This window comes from Modestobacter sp. VKM Ac-2986 (genome assembly GCF_026967795.1).
Lineage (GTDB): Bacteria > Actinomycetota > Actinomycetes > Mycobacteriales > Geodermatophilaceae > Modestobacter.
Genome location: NZ_JAPVBH010000001.1, coordinates 252,731 through 267,719, shown reverse-complemented (window position 1 = coordinate 267,719; position 14,989 = coordinate 252,731). Strand labels below are relative to the sequence as shown.

11 protein-coding genes are annotated in these 14,989 nt (G+C 74.6%); 5 read left to right on the top strand and 6 right to left on the bottom strand.

Translation table 11 applies throughout. The annotated features are described in order from the left end of the window. Positions 1-14: 14 nt before the first annotated feature. Positions 15-833: a hypothetical protein gene (locus O2W14_RS01240; protein WP_269174267.1), complete on the bottom strand. Its 819-nt coding sequence runs from the start codon at positions 831-833 to the stop codon at positions 15-17. 276 nt (positions 834-1,109) lie between these two features. Between O2W14_RS01240 and O2W14_RS01235 the strand changes: the two genes are divergently transcribed. After that, entirely contained in the window at positions 1,110-3,308 is a 2,199-nt protein-coding gene (locus O2W14_RS01235) for a SpoIIE family protein phosphatase (RefSeq protein WP_269174266.1), read from the top strand. A 65-nt stretch (positions 3,309-3,373) separates the two neighbouring features. Here the strand turns inward: O2W14_RS01235 and O2W14_RS01230 are convergent, their stop codons facing one another. The 5 genes from O2W14_RS01230 to O2W14_RS01210 form a co-directional block, all read right to left on the bottom strand. Continuing rightward, positions 3,374-3,907 carry a flavin reductase family protein gene (locus O2W14_RS01230; protein ID WP_269174265.1) on the bottom strand — a complete coding sequence of 178 codons (534 nt, stop codon included), beginning with the start codon at positions 3,905-3,907 and terminating at the stop codon, positions 3,374-3,376. 194 nt (positions 3,908-4,101) lie between these two features. Next, on the bottom strand, positions 4,102-5,187 hold the full coding sequence (locus O2W14_RS01225) for a M20 family metallopeptidase (RefSeq protein WP_269174264.1): 1,086 nt from the start codon (positions 5,185-5,187) through the stop codon (positions 4,102-4,104). A gap of 47 nt (positions 5,188-5,234) precedes the next feature. After that, the gene (locus O2W14_RS01220) at positions 5,235-7,466 is read right to left on the bottom strand and encodes an MMPL family transporter (protein WP_269174263.1); all 2,232 of its coding nucleotides are present in this window, start codon (positions 7,464-7,466) and stop codon (positions 5,235-5,237) included. Positions 7,467-7,479: 13 nt separating this feature from the next. Then, complete coding sequence (locus O2W14_RS01215; RefSeq protein WP_269174262.1) at positions 7,480-8,178, bottom strand: TetR/AcrR family transcriptional regulator; 699 nt, start codon at positions 8,176-8,178, stop codon at positions 7,480-7,482. 127 nt (positions 8,179-8,305) lie between these two features. Then, positions 8,306-10,036: a glycerol-3-phosphate dehydrogenase/oxidase gene (locus O2W14_RS01210; protein WP_269174261.1), complete on the bottom strand. Its 1,731-nt coding sequence runs from the start codon at positions 10,034-10,036 to the stop codon at positions 8,306-8,308. Positions 10,037-10,192: 156 nt separating this feature from the next. Here O2W14_RS01210 and O2W14_RS01205 point away from each other — a divergent pair, with 156 nt between their 5' ends. From O2W14_RS01205 to glpK (O2W14_RS01190), 4 genes are all read left to right on the top strand, one after another. Continuing rightward, on the top strand, positions 10,193-10,921 hold the full coding sequence (locus tag O2W14_RS01205) for an IclR family transcriptional regulator (protein WP_269174260.1): 729 nt from the start codon (positions 10,193-10,195) through the stop codon (positions 10,919-10,921). Beyond that, on the top strand, positions 10,914-12,416 hold the full coding sequence (glpK, locus tag O2W14_RS01200) for a glycerol kinase GlpK (protein ID WP_269174259.1): 1,503 nt from the start codon (positions 10,914-10,916) through the stop codon (positions 12,414-12,416). The genes O2W14_RS01205 and glpK (O2W14_RS01200) overlap by 8 nt, the downstream gene beginning before the upstream one ends. Before the next feature lie 149 nt (positions 12,417-12,565). Then, the gene (locus O2W14_RS01195; protein WP_269174258.1) at positions 12,566-13,303 is read left to right on the top strand and encodes an MIP/aquaporin family protein; all 738 of its coding nucleotides are present in this window, start codon (positions 12,566-12,568) and stop codon (positions 13,301-13,303) included. Positions 13,304-13,332: 29 nt separating this feature from the next. Then, positions 13,333-14,889: a glycerol kinase GlpK gene (glpK, locus tag O2W14_RS01190; protein WP_442928817.1), complete on the top strand. Its 1,557-nt coding sequence runs from the start codon at positions 13,333-13,335 to the stop codon at positions 14,887-14,889. Positions 14,890-14,989 lie beyond the last annotated feature (100 nt).

The following is a 14,989-nucleotide window of genomic DNA, read 5'->3' as shown; positions in this document are numbered from 1 at the left end:
CCGGGCCACCGGCGTCAGAACTCGCCGCCGAAGTCCCCGCCACCGCCGTCGAAGCCGCCGCCGTCCTCGTACCCGCCGGCGTCGTAGTCGGCGCCACCGCCGTCACCGCCGTTGTCGCCGCCACCGTCGTCGGCCTGCTCGCCGTCCTGGTAGCCCTCGGCGTAGGCCTCCTCGTCGCCGCCCCCGAACAGGCCGCCGTCCCCGAGGCCGGTGTCGAACAGCGCGTCGGCCACCGCGGTGCCGACGACGAGCCCGCCGATCGTGCCCAGCATGCTGCCGCCGATCATGCTGCCCATGCCCATGCCGCCCCCGCCGAAGCCGCCGCCCCGTCCGTAGCCGCCCCCGCCGTAGCCCGGGCCGTAGCCGCCCTGGCCGTACCCGCCCCCGCCGTAGCCGCCCTGGCCGTAGCCGGGGCCGTAACCACCGCCGCCCCCGCCGAAGACGCGCTCCAGGGTGCCGGGCTGGCGGATCTCGGCGCGGGTGGCGGCGCGGGCGAGGCTCTGGGCGTCGTCCCCGCGGGGCCGCTCGGACGCCGGGCTCGCGGAGGCCAGCTGCTCGAGCACCTGCGCGCGCTGCTCGGGGGTCAGCTTGGCGAACGCCTCGGCGTGCGCGGCCTCCACCTGGTCCGGCGGGGCGGTGCGCAGCAGGTACCTGTAGCGCTCGATCGCCTGCTCGTCGGCCGAGCGGGCCGGCCGCTGCCCGCCGGTGGGCGCCGCGGGGGCCGGCTGCCGGGCGTACCCGTAGCCCCGCTCCTCCCCGGCGTACTGCTGCCCGGGGCCGTACGGCGAGCTGCTGCGCTGGCCGCGCCCGAACAGCCGGTCCAGGAGTCCCATGACGCGTCCTCTCTCGTGGTCCTCGTCCGGCGCTCGGCGCCGGCGTCGGTCGTCCCTACCCCGCACGGCGCCGGGTGACGCACCACCCGAAAGGCGTGCTCAGGCGCGGGGTCAGTGGTACGCAACGGACCGCCTCGGTAGGCTCGTGCGGTGCCGTCCGACAGACGACCGGGGGACCACGTCCCTGGCCAGGTCCCCCCCGAGGCCGCTGCCGCTCTGGCCAGCACCCTGACTGCGGGCACCGACCCGACCGATCGCACGCAGCAGGCGTCCGTCGTGGGCGCTGCCGAGGCGGTGGTCACGGGGAGTGACTCCGAGCGCGGTGCGCAGGCGGCCCTGCCGGGCGTGCTCTCCGACGTCCCGGTCGCCGTCCTGGTGATCGACCAGGCGGCCGGCACCGTCACCTACGCCAACGCCGCCGCCAACGAGCTCGCCGGCAACATCGGGCTGCCGGTCCCGGTCGACACCTGGGGCGCCTCCGCCGGGCTGACCGACCTGGGCGGCGCCCCGCTGGAGGACACCGGCAGCCCGCTGTCCCTGGTCGCCGCCGGGCGCCCGGTCGCCGGCGAGGCGGTCCGGCTGTCCCCTCGGCGCAGCTCCGACGAGAGCCGTGCCGCCGAGGCCGAGCCCGACCAGGTGCTGTGGGTGACCGGCTTCCCGCTGTCGCAGGACGGCAGCGAGCAGCGGCTGTCGCTGGTGGTCTTCCTCCAGATCGACGAGCCCGGCGCCTCCGACGACCCCGACGCCCAGCTGCAGGCCCTGCGCGAGCGCGCGGTCATCGCCACCGACATCGCCTTCACCATCACCGACCCGCGCCAGGAGGACGACCCGCTGGTCTGGGTCAACCCCTCGTTCAGCCGGATCAGCGGCTACTCCTACGAGGAGAGCGTCGGGCGCAACTGCCGCTTCCTGCAGGGCCCGGCGACCGACCCCGACAGCGTCGACCAGCTGCGCAAGTCGCTGCAGGGCCGGCAGCCGGTCACCACGACGCTGCTGAACTACCGCAAGGACGGCACGGCCTTCTGGAACCAGCTGTCGATCACGCCGGTCTTCGACGGCGAGGGCGAGCTGGTGAGCTTCGTCGGCGTGCAGACCGACGTCACCGAGCGCGTGCGCGTGGAGGACGACCGGCGGGCCGCCTTCGCCGCCGAGCGCGCCGCCCGCCGGGACGCCGAGCAGGCGCACGCCGCCGCCGACGCCGCACGGGTGCAGGCCGAGCGGGCGCAGAGCCGCCTGGCGCTGATGGCCGAGGCGACCAGCACGCTGAGCGCCACCCTGGACATGGACGACCTGCTCGGCCGGCTGGCCTCGCTGTGCGTGCCGCTGCTGGCCGACTGGGTGTTCATCACCCTGGTCGACGAGAACGGTGCGGTCACCGGCACCTCCGCGTCCCACCGGCGCGGCCTGGACGAGGAACTGGGCCGCTTCGCCGCGCTGCGCGTCGCCGACCTGCCCGAGGCCGCGCCCATCCGCCAGGTGCTCACCTCCAAGGAGCCGGTGCTCCTCCCGGAGATCCCGCCGGAGGTCATGGTCGCGGCCGCCCCGGACCCGGCGCTGCGGGCCCTGATGGCCGAGCTCGGCACCTCCTCGCAGCTCACGGTGCCGCTGGTCGCCCGCCGCCGGACACTCGGTGCGCTCACCCTCGTCGCCGAGTCCCAGGCCCGACGCTTCGGCGCCGACGACGTCGACCTGGCCCGCGACCTCTCCCGGCGCGCGGCCATGGCGATGGACAACGTGCGGCTCTACCAGCAGGAGCACACCGTCGCGGAGACGCTGCAGCGGTCGCTGCTGCCCGAGCTCCCGACGATCCCCGGGGTCACCGCCGCGGCCCAGTACCTCAGCGCGTCCAGCAGCGCGGAGGTGGGCGGCGACTTCTACGACATGCTGCACCTGCCCGACGGCAGCGTGGGGATCGCGATCGGCGACGTGGTCGGTCACGACGTCGCCGCGGCCGCGGCGATGGGCCACCTGCGCGGGCTGCTGCGGGCCTGCGCCTGGGACGCCGGCGAGGGCGACACCGGGGAGATCCTCGGCCGGGTCGACCGGCTGGTGCAGGGCCTGCACGTCGCGCCGATGGCGACCATGCTCTACGGGCGCGCCGTCCGCCCGACCGGGCCGGGGGAGCCGTGGCGGATGCAGCTGGCCAACGCCGGCCACCCGCCTCTGCTGCTGCGGCACGTCGACGGCAGCGTGGAGATGCTCGACGGCATCACCGGACTGCTGATCGGCGTCGACGCCACCCACGTGCGCGCCTCCCGCGAGGTGGCCATCCCGCCCGGCTCGACGCTGGTCGCCTACACCGACGGGCTCATCGAGCGGCCCGGCGAGGACCTCGACCAGGGGATCGCCTCGCTGGTGAGCCGGCTGCGCACCGCACCGGTGGACGCCTCACCGGTCGAGCTGTGCGTGCACGCGGTGGGGCCGCACCCCGACCGCCGGGACGACGTCGCGGTCATCGCCGTCCAGTTCGCCTGAGGAGGGACCCCCTCGCCCCCCACCGCTCGCACCGCTCACGGCGGGCCCCTGCGAGGGGGCCGCCGTCAGGTCGTCTCCGGGGTCCCGCCGCTGAGCAGGGCCGCCTGGAGGCCGTAGCCGCCGCGGTGGAACAGCAGTGGCGTGCGCGAGGCGTCCGCACCGAGGTCGAGCACGCGGGCCACGACGATCGTGTGGTCACCGCCGTCGTGCTCGGCGAACAGCTCGCCGTCGATCCAGGCCACGACCCCCTCGAGCACCGGCGAGCCGTGCGCGCTGGGCGCCCAGTCGACGCCGGCGAACTTGTCGGTGCCCGAGCGGGCGAACTGCCCCGACAGGGCCCGCTGGTCCTCCGACAGCACGTTGACGCAGAAGCGCCCCGCCTCGCGCAGCCGCGGCCAGGTGGTGGAGGTGCGCGACGGGGCGAAGGTGACCAGCGGCGGGTCCAGCGACAGCGAGCTGAACGACTGGCAGGTGAACCCCACCGGGCCCTCGGTGCCCAGCGCGGTCACGACGGTGACCCCGGAGGCGAAGTGCCCGAGCACGTCGCGCATCACCCTCGGGTCGATCACCTGGGCGGGGACGTCCGGTTCACCAGTCACACCGCTGATCCCACCACGGGCCCGGGGCCCGTCCCGCGAGGGGCGGCTCCGTTCCGCAAGCCGACGTCGCCGCCGAGGCGGTGCGGCTGTTCCCCCGGGTGCTGGGCAACGGGCACGCCCCACCGTCCCGGGTGGCCCTGGCCCCCTCGCTCACCGTGCGGGAGAGCACCGGCGGCTGAGCCCGGACCGGCGCCTCAGCCCGGCCAGCGGCGCAGCACCTCGCCGAACGCGGCCGTGGCCTGCTGCAGCTCGGCGACCTCGACGTGCTCGTCGACCGCGTGCATCGCCGCCGGCGTCCCCGGGCCCCAGACGACGATCGGTGCCTCGCCGACCACCGGCCGCAGGACCGAGGCGTCGGTGAAGTAGGTGGCCGGGGCGGACTCCACCGGGGCCGGCAGCCCCGTCACCCACGGGTCCCCGGCGGGCGTGCGCACCGGCGGGAGGTCGACCAGCACGTCGACCCCGGCCACCTCCGGCTGGGCCCGCCACCATCCGAGCAGGGCGGCGCCGTCGCCCACGGTCCGCTGGTCGACCACCACCTCGGCGCGGTCGGGCACCACGTTGGGCACCGTGCCGCTGCGCATCACCCCCGGGTTCCAGGTCTCCTGGCCGAGGAACGGCTCACGGGCCAGCGGCAGCGCACCCCCCGCCCGGCCGAGGACGGCGACGAGGTCCAGCAGCGCGTTGTGGCCCCGCTCCGGCGTGCTGCCGTGGGCGGCCACGCCCTCGGCGCGGACGGTCAGCCACAGCGCACCCCGGTGGCCGAGGACCACCCGGTTGCCGGTGGCCTCGGGCACCACGACCGCCCCGACCGCGAGCTCGGCGACGGCCGCGGACGCCGCAGCCGCCCCCCGCGAGCCGATCTCCTCGTCGCTGGTGAGCAGCAGCGCCACCGGCGTCCCCTCCGGTGCGGCGGCCAGGGCGGCCACCGCGGCGACCAGGCCGGCCTTCATGTCCGACCCGCCGCGGCCCCAGACCCGGCCGCCGTCCAGCTCGGCCCCGAACGGGTCGCGCTGCCAACCGCCGGGGTCGGTGGCCGGGACGGTGTCGACGTGGCAGGCCAGCAGCAGCCGTGGCCGTCCCGGGTCGGTCGGGGAGGTCAGCAGCGTCCACGGCTGGTCCCGGTCGGTCCCCTCCTGCCGCTGCAGGTGCGGGGCGGCGGCGCCGAGCACCTCGGCGACCACCCCCAGCACGTCCCGCTGGGCGGCGGCGTCACCGGAGACGGTGGGCCGGCGCACCAGCTCGCGGACCAGCTCGACGACGTCCGGTGCGGTGCTCACGGCCCGATCATGACCGGTCCGGGGTTCCACGTGGAACCCCGGACCGGTCAGCTGCGCCCGGCGGGCACCGGCTCCCGCACGGCGTCGAGCCGGGCGCCCTCGACGTCCAGGTCGGGGAGCAGGCGGTCCAGCCAGCGCGGCAGCCACCAGGCCGAGCGCCCGACCAGCGCCAGCACCGCCGGCACCAGGGTCATCCGGACGACGAAGGCGTCGACCAGCACGCCGACGGCCAGGCCGAAGGCGATCGCCTTCACCGTCACGTCGTCGATGTGCACGAAGCTGGCGAACACCGCGAACATGATCAGCGCAGCCGCGACGACGACCCGGGCCGCGTGCCGCATGCCGGCCACGACCGACTCCCGCGGCGCCCCGCCGTGCACGAACTCCTCGCGCATCCGGGAGACCAGGAAGACCTCGTAGTCCATCGCCAGGCCGAAGAGCACCGCCATGAGCAGGATCGGCATGAAGCTGATGACCGGACCGGTGGCCGGCACGCCGAAGACGTCCATCAGCCAGCCCCACTGGAAGACCGCCACGACGGCGCCGAAGGAGGCGCCGACCGACAGCAGGAAGCCGAGTGCGGCCTTCACCGGCACCAGGACCGAGCGGAAGACCAGCAGCAGGAGCACCAGCGCCAGCCCGACGACGACCAGGGTGAACGGCAGCAGCGCCCGGGTCAGCCGGTCGGAGACGTCGATGGCCACCGCGGTCTGCCCGGTGACCGCCACCTGGGCGCCGGTGCGGGCCTCCAGGTCGGTGCCCGTCTCACGCAGCGCGGTGACCAGGTCGGTGGTGGCCTCGTCCTGTGGGCCGCTCTCGGGGACCACCTGCACGATCGCGTTGGTGCCGCCGGGCAGCAGTTGCGGTGCGGCGTAGACGACGTCGTCCAGGCCGCCGTCGAACTGCCCCGGTGTGCCCGTGGGCGTGCCGCCGATGGTCACGGCCGCCTCGTTCGCGGTCTGCTCGGCGGTCGCGGGGTCCAGGTCGCTGAGGAAGACCAGGATCGGCCCGTTGACGCCGGGGCCGAAGTACCGGCTGACCGCGTCGTAGGCCTGCCGCTCGGTGGTCTCGGCCGGGGCGGTGCCGGCGTCGGGCAGGGCCAGCCGCAGCTGCAGCGCGGGGATCGCCATCACCAGCAGGCCGACCACGCAGACGGCCACGGTGAGCGCCGGACGCCGGGTGACCAGGGCGGCCCAGCGGGCGCCGCCGGTGCGTGCGGGGGCGCCGGCGTGCTCGGCCAGCGCCTGCTCCCGGCGGGCGGCCCGGGAGCCGGGCTTCGGCACGAGCCGGGCACCGGCGAAGCCGAGCAGCGCCGGCAGCAGGGTCAGCGCGACGAGGACGGCGACCAGCACGGTGCCGGCCGCACCCAGGCCCATCACGGTGAGGAACGGGATGCCGACCACCGCGAGCCCGGACAGCGCGATGATCACCGTCAGGCCGGCGAAGACGACGGCGGAGCCCGCGGTGCCGGTGGCCCGGGCGGCCGACTCCTCCGGCTCCATGCCGGCGGCCAGCTGCGAGCGGTGCCGGGACAGGATGAACAGCGTGTAGTCGATGCCGACCGCCAGGCCGATCATCAGCGCCAGCGTCGGGGCGGTGGACGACAGCGTGATCACCCCGGACAGCGCCAGCAGCCCGGTGAGCCCGATCCCCACCCCGACCAGCGCGGTCAGCAGGTTCATCCCGGCCGCCAGCAGCGAGCCGAAGGTCAGCACGAGCACCAGGACGGCGACGACGACGCCGACGAGCTCCGTGGGGCCCACGGTGACCGCGCCGGTGTTGAACGCGTTCCCGCCGACCTCCACCTCCATGCCGGCCGCGGTCGCCGCGCCCGCGGCCTCCTGCAGCTGCTCGAGGGCGTCACCGGAGAGCTGGTCGGCGCTCACGCCGTACTGCACCGACGCCAGCGCGGCCCGGCCGTCGGGGCTCACCGCCTGGGTGGCGAACGGGTCCTGCACCGCCGCCACCTGCTCGACCGTGCCGGCCGTGGCCACGACCTCGCCGATCGCCGCCGCGTACTGCGGGTCGAGGACCGTCGCGCCCTCCGGGGCGATGAACACCAGCTGGGCACCGGCGCCGGCAGCTCCCGGCGAGGCCTCGCGGAGCTGGTCCAGCGCCGCCTGGGACTCCGAGCCGGGGATGGTGAACTCGTCGTCGAACTCCCCGCCGACGGTCAGGAACAGGGCGATGACGGCACCCAGCACCACCACCCAGGCCGCGGAGAACAGAGCGCGCCGCCGGTAGGCGGCACGGCCCAGGCGGTAGAGCAGGGTGGACATCGGTTCTCCAGGATCAGCCGGGTCGGGAGGTGGTCGGAGTGGTGCTCACGGCGCCGCGGACGAGCATCAGCAGCGCGTCGCGCCGCATCCTGTCGGCCTCGGCCGGGTCGGTCAGGGACAGCACGGTCATGCCGGCGTGCAGGGCGAAGACCGCCCGCATCAGCTCGGCGGCGGGCACCCGCAGGTGCAGCCCGGCCTCGGCCAGCGCCGGGGTGATCAGCGCGACGAGGCTGTCCTGCAGCTGCCGGCGGTACCGGCGGAGCACCTCGGCGGCCTCGGGGTGGCGGGCGGCGTGCAGCACGTACTCGGTCGTGACCAGCGTCCAGACCCGGCCGACCCGGAACAGCGCGAGGCTGCGGTCGACGGCGGCGGTGACCGGGTCCGGCTCGTCGACCAGGCCGGTGAGCATGTCCGCGGCGCGGGCGAGGTCGCGCTCGACCTCACGGTGCATCAGGGCGGCGAACAGCTCGTCCTTGCTGCGGAAGCTGGAGTAGAAGGCGCCGCGGGTGAACCCACCGCGGCGGCAGACGTCCTCGACGCTGGCGGCGGCGAAGCCCTGCTCGGCGAAGGTCTCGAGCGCAGCGTCCAGCAGTCGCTCGACGGTGTCCTCCCGGCGCCGCCTGGGCCGCTCGGCCTCCGCGTCGGTCACGATGCAGGACTGTATTGGATGCAGCGGTGCATCGGTGTCCTCGTGACCTGCCGTCTGGCTCACTGTCGACGTCCTCCGGCCGGGACTCCCCAGGCCAGCAGCAGAGGCCGCCTTCCGGCACCGGGGTCGGTGCAGGAGGACGGCCTCTGCTGAGCTCACCCGAGCGCGGCCGGCCCGGGCGGGGCGCCCGTCAGGCCAGGGCGCGGCCCACGGCGACGGCGCGGGTGTCGGGGGCGGCGAGCCGGACGGCGTCGGCCGCCAGGTCGTCGCCGGCCTCCTGGGACCGCCGCTCGGCGTCGACCCGGGCGCGGTAGCTGTCGACCTCGCTGGCGATGCGATCGGCGTCCCAGCCGAGCACCCCGGCCACGGCGCGGGCCACCGGCTCGGCCGACTCCACGCCGCGGTGCGGGGTCTCGATGGAGATCCGGGTGCGCCGGGCCAGCAGGTCGTCCAGGTGCAGGGCGCCCTCGTTGGCCGCGGCGTACACCATCTCGACCATGAGGTACTCCTCCGCGCCGGGCACCGGCTGCAGCAGCGCCGGGTCCGCGTCGGCCAGGGCCAGCACCTCCGGGGTCAGCGAGCCGAACCGGTTGAGCAGGTGCTCGGCGGCGAAGTGCGGGATGCCCCAGCGCTGGCTGAGCGTGTCGAGGGAGTTGACCATCGCCTTGTAGCCCTCGGCGCCGACCAGCGGGATGTCCTCGGTGACGCTCGGCGGCACGCGGCGGGTGACGTCCTCGGCCACCGCGTCGACGGCGTCGGCGGCCATCGGCCGGTAGGTCGTGTACTTGCCGCCGGCGACGGCGATGACGCCGGGCATCGGGCGGGCGACGGCGTGCTCGCGGGAGAGCTGGCTGGTCGACTCCTCCTCACCCGACAGCAGCGGGCGCAGGCCGGCGTAGACGCCGGTGATGTCCGCGTGCGTGATCGGCACCGACAGCACCTCGTTGACGTGCTCGAGGATGTAGTCGATGTCGGCCTTCGACGCCGCCGGGTGCGCCTTGTCCAGCGACCAGTCGGTGTCGGTGGTGCCGATGATCCAGTGGCTGCCCCACGGGATCACGAACAGCACCGACTTCTCCGTGCGCAGGATCAGCCCGGCCTCGCCGTTGATCCGGTCGCGCGGGACGACGATGTGCACGCCCTTGCTGGCGCGCACGTGGAACCGGCCGCGGCCGCCGACCAGGGTCTGCAGGTCGTCGGTCCACACGCCGGTCGCGTTGACCACGACCTCGCTGCGGACGTCGACCTCCTGGCCGGTCTCGACGTCACGCACCCGGGCGCCGACGACGCGGCCGCCGGCGTGGGTGAAGGAGACGACCTCCGCGGAGTTCAGCACGGTGGCGCCGTAGGCGGCCGCGGTGCGGGCCACGGTGAGGGTGTGCCGGGCGTCGTCGGCCTGCGCGTCGTAGTAGCGCACCGCGCCGACGAACGCGTGCTCCTTCAGCGCGGGGAACATCCGGCGGGCGCCGGTGCGGGTCAGGTGCTTCTGCCCGGGCATGGGCTCGGACAGCGCACCGAAGCGGGCCAGGCCGTCGTAGAGCGCCAGGCCGGCGGTGACGTAGGGCCGCTCCCAGCCGCGGTGGGTCAGCGGGTAGAGGAAGGGCACCGGCTTGACCAGGTGCGGGGCGATCCGGTTCACCGAGAGGTCGCGCTCGTGCAGCGCCTCGCGGACCAGGCCGAAGTCGAACTGCTCCAGGTAGCGCAGCCCGCCGTGGAACAGCTTGGAGGACCGGGACGACGTCCCGCTGGCGAAGTCACGGGCCTCGACCATCGCCGTGCGGAGGCCGCGGGTGGCGGCGTCCAGCGCGACACCGGCGCCGGTCACCCCGCCGCCGACGACGAGGACCTCGAACTCGCCCTTGGCCAGTTCGGCCCAGGCCTCGGCGCGCTGCTGCGGACCGAGCGGGGGGACAGCGGTCATGTGTGATGCTCCTCGTGCCGGACCCGGGACACCTCGATGTGGCCTCTGGCATCCCACGGTAGGTCGGGACCGGCGTCCACGCCGAGGGTCGCCGTCCGACGATGTCGCACAGCTCGTGGCGCTCCGCCGCGGTGCGTCATGGCCTACGGTCGCGCCGTGCCCGGCAGCGTGCAGTCCATCGAGCGGGCGGCGGCGATCCTGCAGGTCGTCGCCGGCTCCGGCGGCACGCTCGGGGTCACCGACATCGCCGAGGCCGTGGGGCTGGCCAAGACCACCGCACACAGCCTGCTGCGCACCCTGCTGCAGGTGGGCTTCGTCGAGCAGGACCCGGCGACCGGCCGCTACGCCCTGGGGGTGGCGCTGCTGCGCCTGGGGTCCACCCTCGACACCAACGAGCTGCGCGCCCGGGCGTCGAACTGGGCCGACGCCCTGGCCGCCCGCAGCGGGCACGCCGTCCGGCTGGCCGCGCTGGCCGGCGACGAGGTCGTCGTCGTCCACCACGTCTTCCGGCCCGACGACTCCGCCCAGCTGCTGGAGGTCGGCACCGCGCTCCCGTCCGGCTGCGCGCTGGGCAAGGTCCTGCGCGCGCACAGCCACCCGCACACCGGGTCCCGATCGGGGGCCCGCTCGTCCGCGGTCGCCACGGAGCTCGCCGAGGTGCGGGCCCGGGGCTGGGCCGCCGACCGCGTCGAGCACCAGCCCGGGGTCGGCGGCATCGCCGCCCCCGTGCGCGGCGCCGGCGGGCTGGTGGTGGCCGCCCTGGGCATCACCGGGGCCCAGAGCGCGCTGTTCGACGTCCGCGGCACCCCGCGCCCGCTCGTGCTGTCGATGGTCACCGACGCGGCGCACGCGGTCTCCCGCGAGCTGGGTGCCCCCGGTGCCTGAGCGGTACGTGCTCGCCGTCGACCAGGGGACGACGTCGACGCGGTCGCTGGTCTTCGACCGGGGCGGGCGGATGGTCGCGGTCCGCCAGCGGGAGCACCGCCAGTACTTCCCGCGCCCGGGCTGGGTCGAGCACGACCCGATGGAGATCTGGGCGAACACCCAGCGCACCGCCGCCCAGGTGCTGGCCGACGTCCCGGGCACCGGCGAGGTGATGGCGCTGGGCATCGCCAACCAGCGCGAGACCACCGTGGTGTGGGACCGGGACACCGGCCGGCCGGTGACCCGGGCGCTGGTCTGGCAGGACACCCGCACCGACGAGCTGGTCACCGAGCTGGCCGCGCGGCCGGGTGCCGCGCTGGTGGCCGAGCGCAGCGGCATGGCCATCGCCGGCTACTTCTCCGGGCCGCGGCTGCGCTGGATCCTCGACCACGTCCCGCGCGCCCGGGAGCGGGCGGAGGCCGGGCAGCTGCTGTTCGGCACGATGGAGACCTGGCTGATCTGGAACCTCACCGGCGGCCCGGACGGCGGCGTGCACGTCACCGACGTGACCAACGCCAGCCGCACGCTGTTGATGGACGTGCGCAGCTGCCGCTGGGACCCCGACCTGCTCGCCTTCTTCGACGTCCCGGCCGCGATGCTGCCCGAGATCCGCCCCTCGGTCGGCGTCCTGGGGACGGCGACGGCGCTGTCGCCGGCGCTGCCCATCACCGGGGCACTCGGCGACCAGCAGGCGGCCCTGTTCGGCCAGACCTGCTTCGCCCCCGGCGAGGCCAAGTGCACCTACGGCACGGGCAGCTTCCTGCTGCAGAACACCGGAACCGAGCTGGTGCACACCCGCTCGGGGTCGATCAGCACGGTGGCCTACCAGCTGACGGGGGAGCCGGTGCACTACGCGCTGGAGGGCTCGGTGGCCGTGGCCGGCGCCCTGGTGCAGTGGCTGCGCGACGGGCTCGGGCTCATCTCCTCGGCCGCGGAGGTCGAGACGCTGGCGCGCACCGTCAGCGACAACGGCGGCTGCTACGTCGTCCCGGCGTTCTCCGGGCTGCTCGCCCCGCACTGGCGTGGCGAGGCCCGCGGGCTGGTCGCCGGGCTCACCTCCTACGTCACCAAGGGGCACCTGGCCCGCGCCGCGCTGGAGGCGACCGGCTGGCAGACCCGCGACGTCGTCCGGGCGATGGCGGCCGACTCCGGCCTGTCGCTGCCGGCGCTGCGGGTGGACGGCGGGATGACCACCAACAACCTGCTCATGCAGTTCGTCGCCGACGCCCTGGACACCCCGGTGGTGCGGCCGATGGTGGGGGAGACGGTCTCCCTGGGTGCGGCCTACGCCGCGGGGCTCGCCGTCGGGCTGTGGTCGGACGTGGAGGCGCTGCGGCGCAACTGGCACCGGGCGGCCCAGTGGTCGCCGTCCCCGGAGCGGGCACGCGCCCTCACCGCCGAGTACCCGACGTGGGAGCGGGCGGTCCAGCTCAGCATCGCGTGGGGTGCTCCCTGACCTGGTACGACCATGTCGCACCGCTCGTGTTGTCCGGGTCACACCGGCCCTCATACGGTCCGCACCACACCCGGTGACGGTGATCACCACGCCGGGTGGGACATCCACGGCCCGCATCGGAGCGGGCCCGTTGTGAGGAGCGCCTACACGTGGACAGCGTCGGTCTGCTGACCGTCTTCGCCAGTGAAGTCACCGGAACCGCCATCCTGATCCTGCTCGGCGTCGGCGTGGTCGCCAACGTCCTGCTGGCCAAGTCCGGCGGCCTCGGTGGCGGTTACATCGTCATCATCTTCGGCTGGGGGCTCGCCGTCTTCGCCGGCGTCTACGCCGCGGCCACCTCGGGAGCCCACCTGAACCCGGCGGTGACCGTGGGTCTGTGGGCCAGCGGGGCCGACGAGTACGCGCCGGGTGTGCCGGTGACGTTCACGGCCACCCTGGTCTACTTCGCCGGCGAGCTGGTCGGCGCGATCCTGGGCGCGATCCTCGCCTGGGCCGCCTACCGCAAGCACTACGACGCCGAGCCCGACCAGGGCACCATCCTCGGCACCTTCTCCACGGGCCCGGCGATCAAGAGCCCCGTGGACAACCTGGTCACCGAGATCATCGGCACCTTCGTGCTGATCTACATCATCCTGCGCTTCGGCGACACCCCGGTCGCGCTCGGCCCGCTGGCCGTGGCCCTGCTCGTCGTCGGCATCGGCGCCTCGCTCGGTGGGCCCACCGGCTACGCCATCAACCCGGCCCGCGACCTCGGCCCGCGCATCGCCCACGCCCTGCTGCCCATCAAGGGCAAGGGCGGCAGCAACTGGGGCTACGCCTGGGTGCCGATCGTCGGCCCGCTCATCGGTGGCGCGCTCGCCGGCGCCTTCTCCCACGTCTCCCTCTGACCTCCCCCACCCGCCCCCACAGGGCGAAAGTGGCCACTTTCGCCCTCTCCGACCAGGAGGACACCGACATGCCGCAGTACGTCGCAGCCATCGACCAGGGCACCACGAGCACCCGGTGCATGCTCTTCGACCACGACGGGAAGGTCGTCGCGGTCGGGCAGAAGGAGCACGAGCAGATCTTCCCGCGGGCCGGCTGGGTGGAGCACGACCCGGAGGAGATCTGGGTCAACACCCGTGAGGTCGTCGGCCAGGCCCTCGCCCGCGGCAACGCCAGCAACTCCGACATCGTCGCCGTCGGCATCACCAACCAGCGCGAGACGACGGTCGTCTGGGACCGCACGACGGGCAAGCCGGTCTACAACGCGATCGTCTGGCAGGACACCCGTACCGGGAAGATCTGCGAGGAGCTCGGCGCCCTCGGCGGCGGCGCCGAGCGGTACAAGGACAAGGTCGGCCTCCCGCTGGCCACCTACTTCGCCGGGCCGAAGGTGCGCTGGATCCTCGACAACGTCGACGGCGCGCGGGCCAAGGCCGAGGCCGGTGACCTGCTCATGGGCACCATCGACTCCTGGCTGATCTGGAACATGACCGGCGGGGTCGACGGCGGCAAGCACCTCACCGACGTCTCCAACGCCTCCCGCACGATGCTGATGGACTACCGCACGCTGGCCTGGGACGCCGAGATCGCCGCGGAGATGAAGATCCCGGTGTCGATGCTGCCGGAGATCCGGTCCAACTCCGAGGAGTACGGGGTCGGCCGCAAGTCCGGCTTCCTCGCCGGGGTGCCGATCGCGGGCTCGCTCGGTGACCAGCAGGCGGCCACCTTCGGCCAGGTCTGCTTCACCAAGGGCATGGCCAAGAACACCTACGGCACCGGCAACTTCATGCTGCTCAACACCGGCGAGGAGGCCGTCCCGAGCAAGAACGGGCTGCTCACCACGCTGTGCTACCAGCTCGGCGACGCCAAGCCGGTGTACGCCCTCGAGGGCTCGATCGCCGTCACGGGGTCGCTGGTGCAGTGGGTGCGGGACAACCTCAAGATGATCTCCAGCGCCCCGGAGATCGAGACCCTGGCCCGCGAGGTCGAGGACAACGGCGGCTCCTACTTCGTGCCGGCGTTCTCCGGTCTGTTCGCCCCGCACTGGCGGGCCGACGCCCGCGGCGCCGTCGTCGGCCTGACCCGCTTCGTCAACCGCGGCCACCTGGCCCGCGCGGTCCTGGAGGCCACCGCCTACCAGACCCGCGAGGTGCTCGACGCGATGAACGCCGACTCCGGGGTCGACCTGACCGAGCTGCGGGTGGACGGCGGGATGGTCGGCAACGAGCTGCTCATGCAGTTCCAGGCCGACATCCTCGACGTCCCGGTCATCCGGCCGGAGATCGCCGAGACGACGGCGCTGGGCGCGGCCTACGCGGCCGGGCTCGCCGTCGGCTTCTGGTCCTCGCTGGACGAGCTGACCGCCAAGTGGGCCGAGGACAAGCGCTGGTCGCCGGCCATGCCCACCGAGGAGCGCGAGCGGCTGTACCGCAACTGGCAGAAGGCCGTCACCAAGTCCCTGGACTGGGTCGACGACGACGTCAGCTGAACGCCGGGGCGCCCGTCGTCCCGGACACGACCGTGTGCCCCGTCGTGCACAGCACGACGGGGCACACCCGGGGGCAGACCTCCCCCGACCGGCCCGCGTC

Excerpts from the sequence above, each read along its gene's own strand:
- O2W14_RS01210 (WP_269174261.1), bottom strand. The coding sequence starts at position 10,036 with ATGACCGCTGTCCCCCCGCTCGGTCCGCAGCAGCGCGCCGAGGCCTGG.
- O2W14_RS01220 (WP_269174263.1), bottom strand. The coding sequence starts at position 7,466 with ATGTCCACCCTGCTCTACCGCCTGGGCCGTGCCGCCTACCGGCGGCGC.
- O2W14_RS01240 (WP_269174267.1), bottom strand. The coding sequence starts at position 833 with ATGGGACTCCTGGACCGGCTGTTCGGGCGCGGCCAGCGCAGCAGCTCG.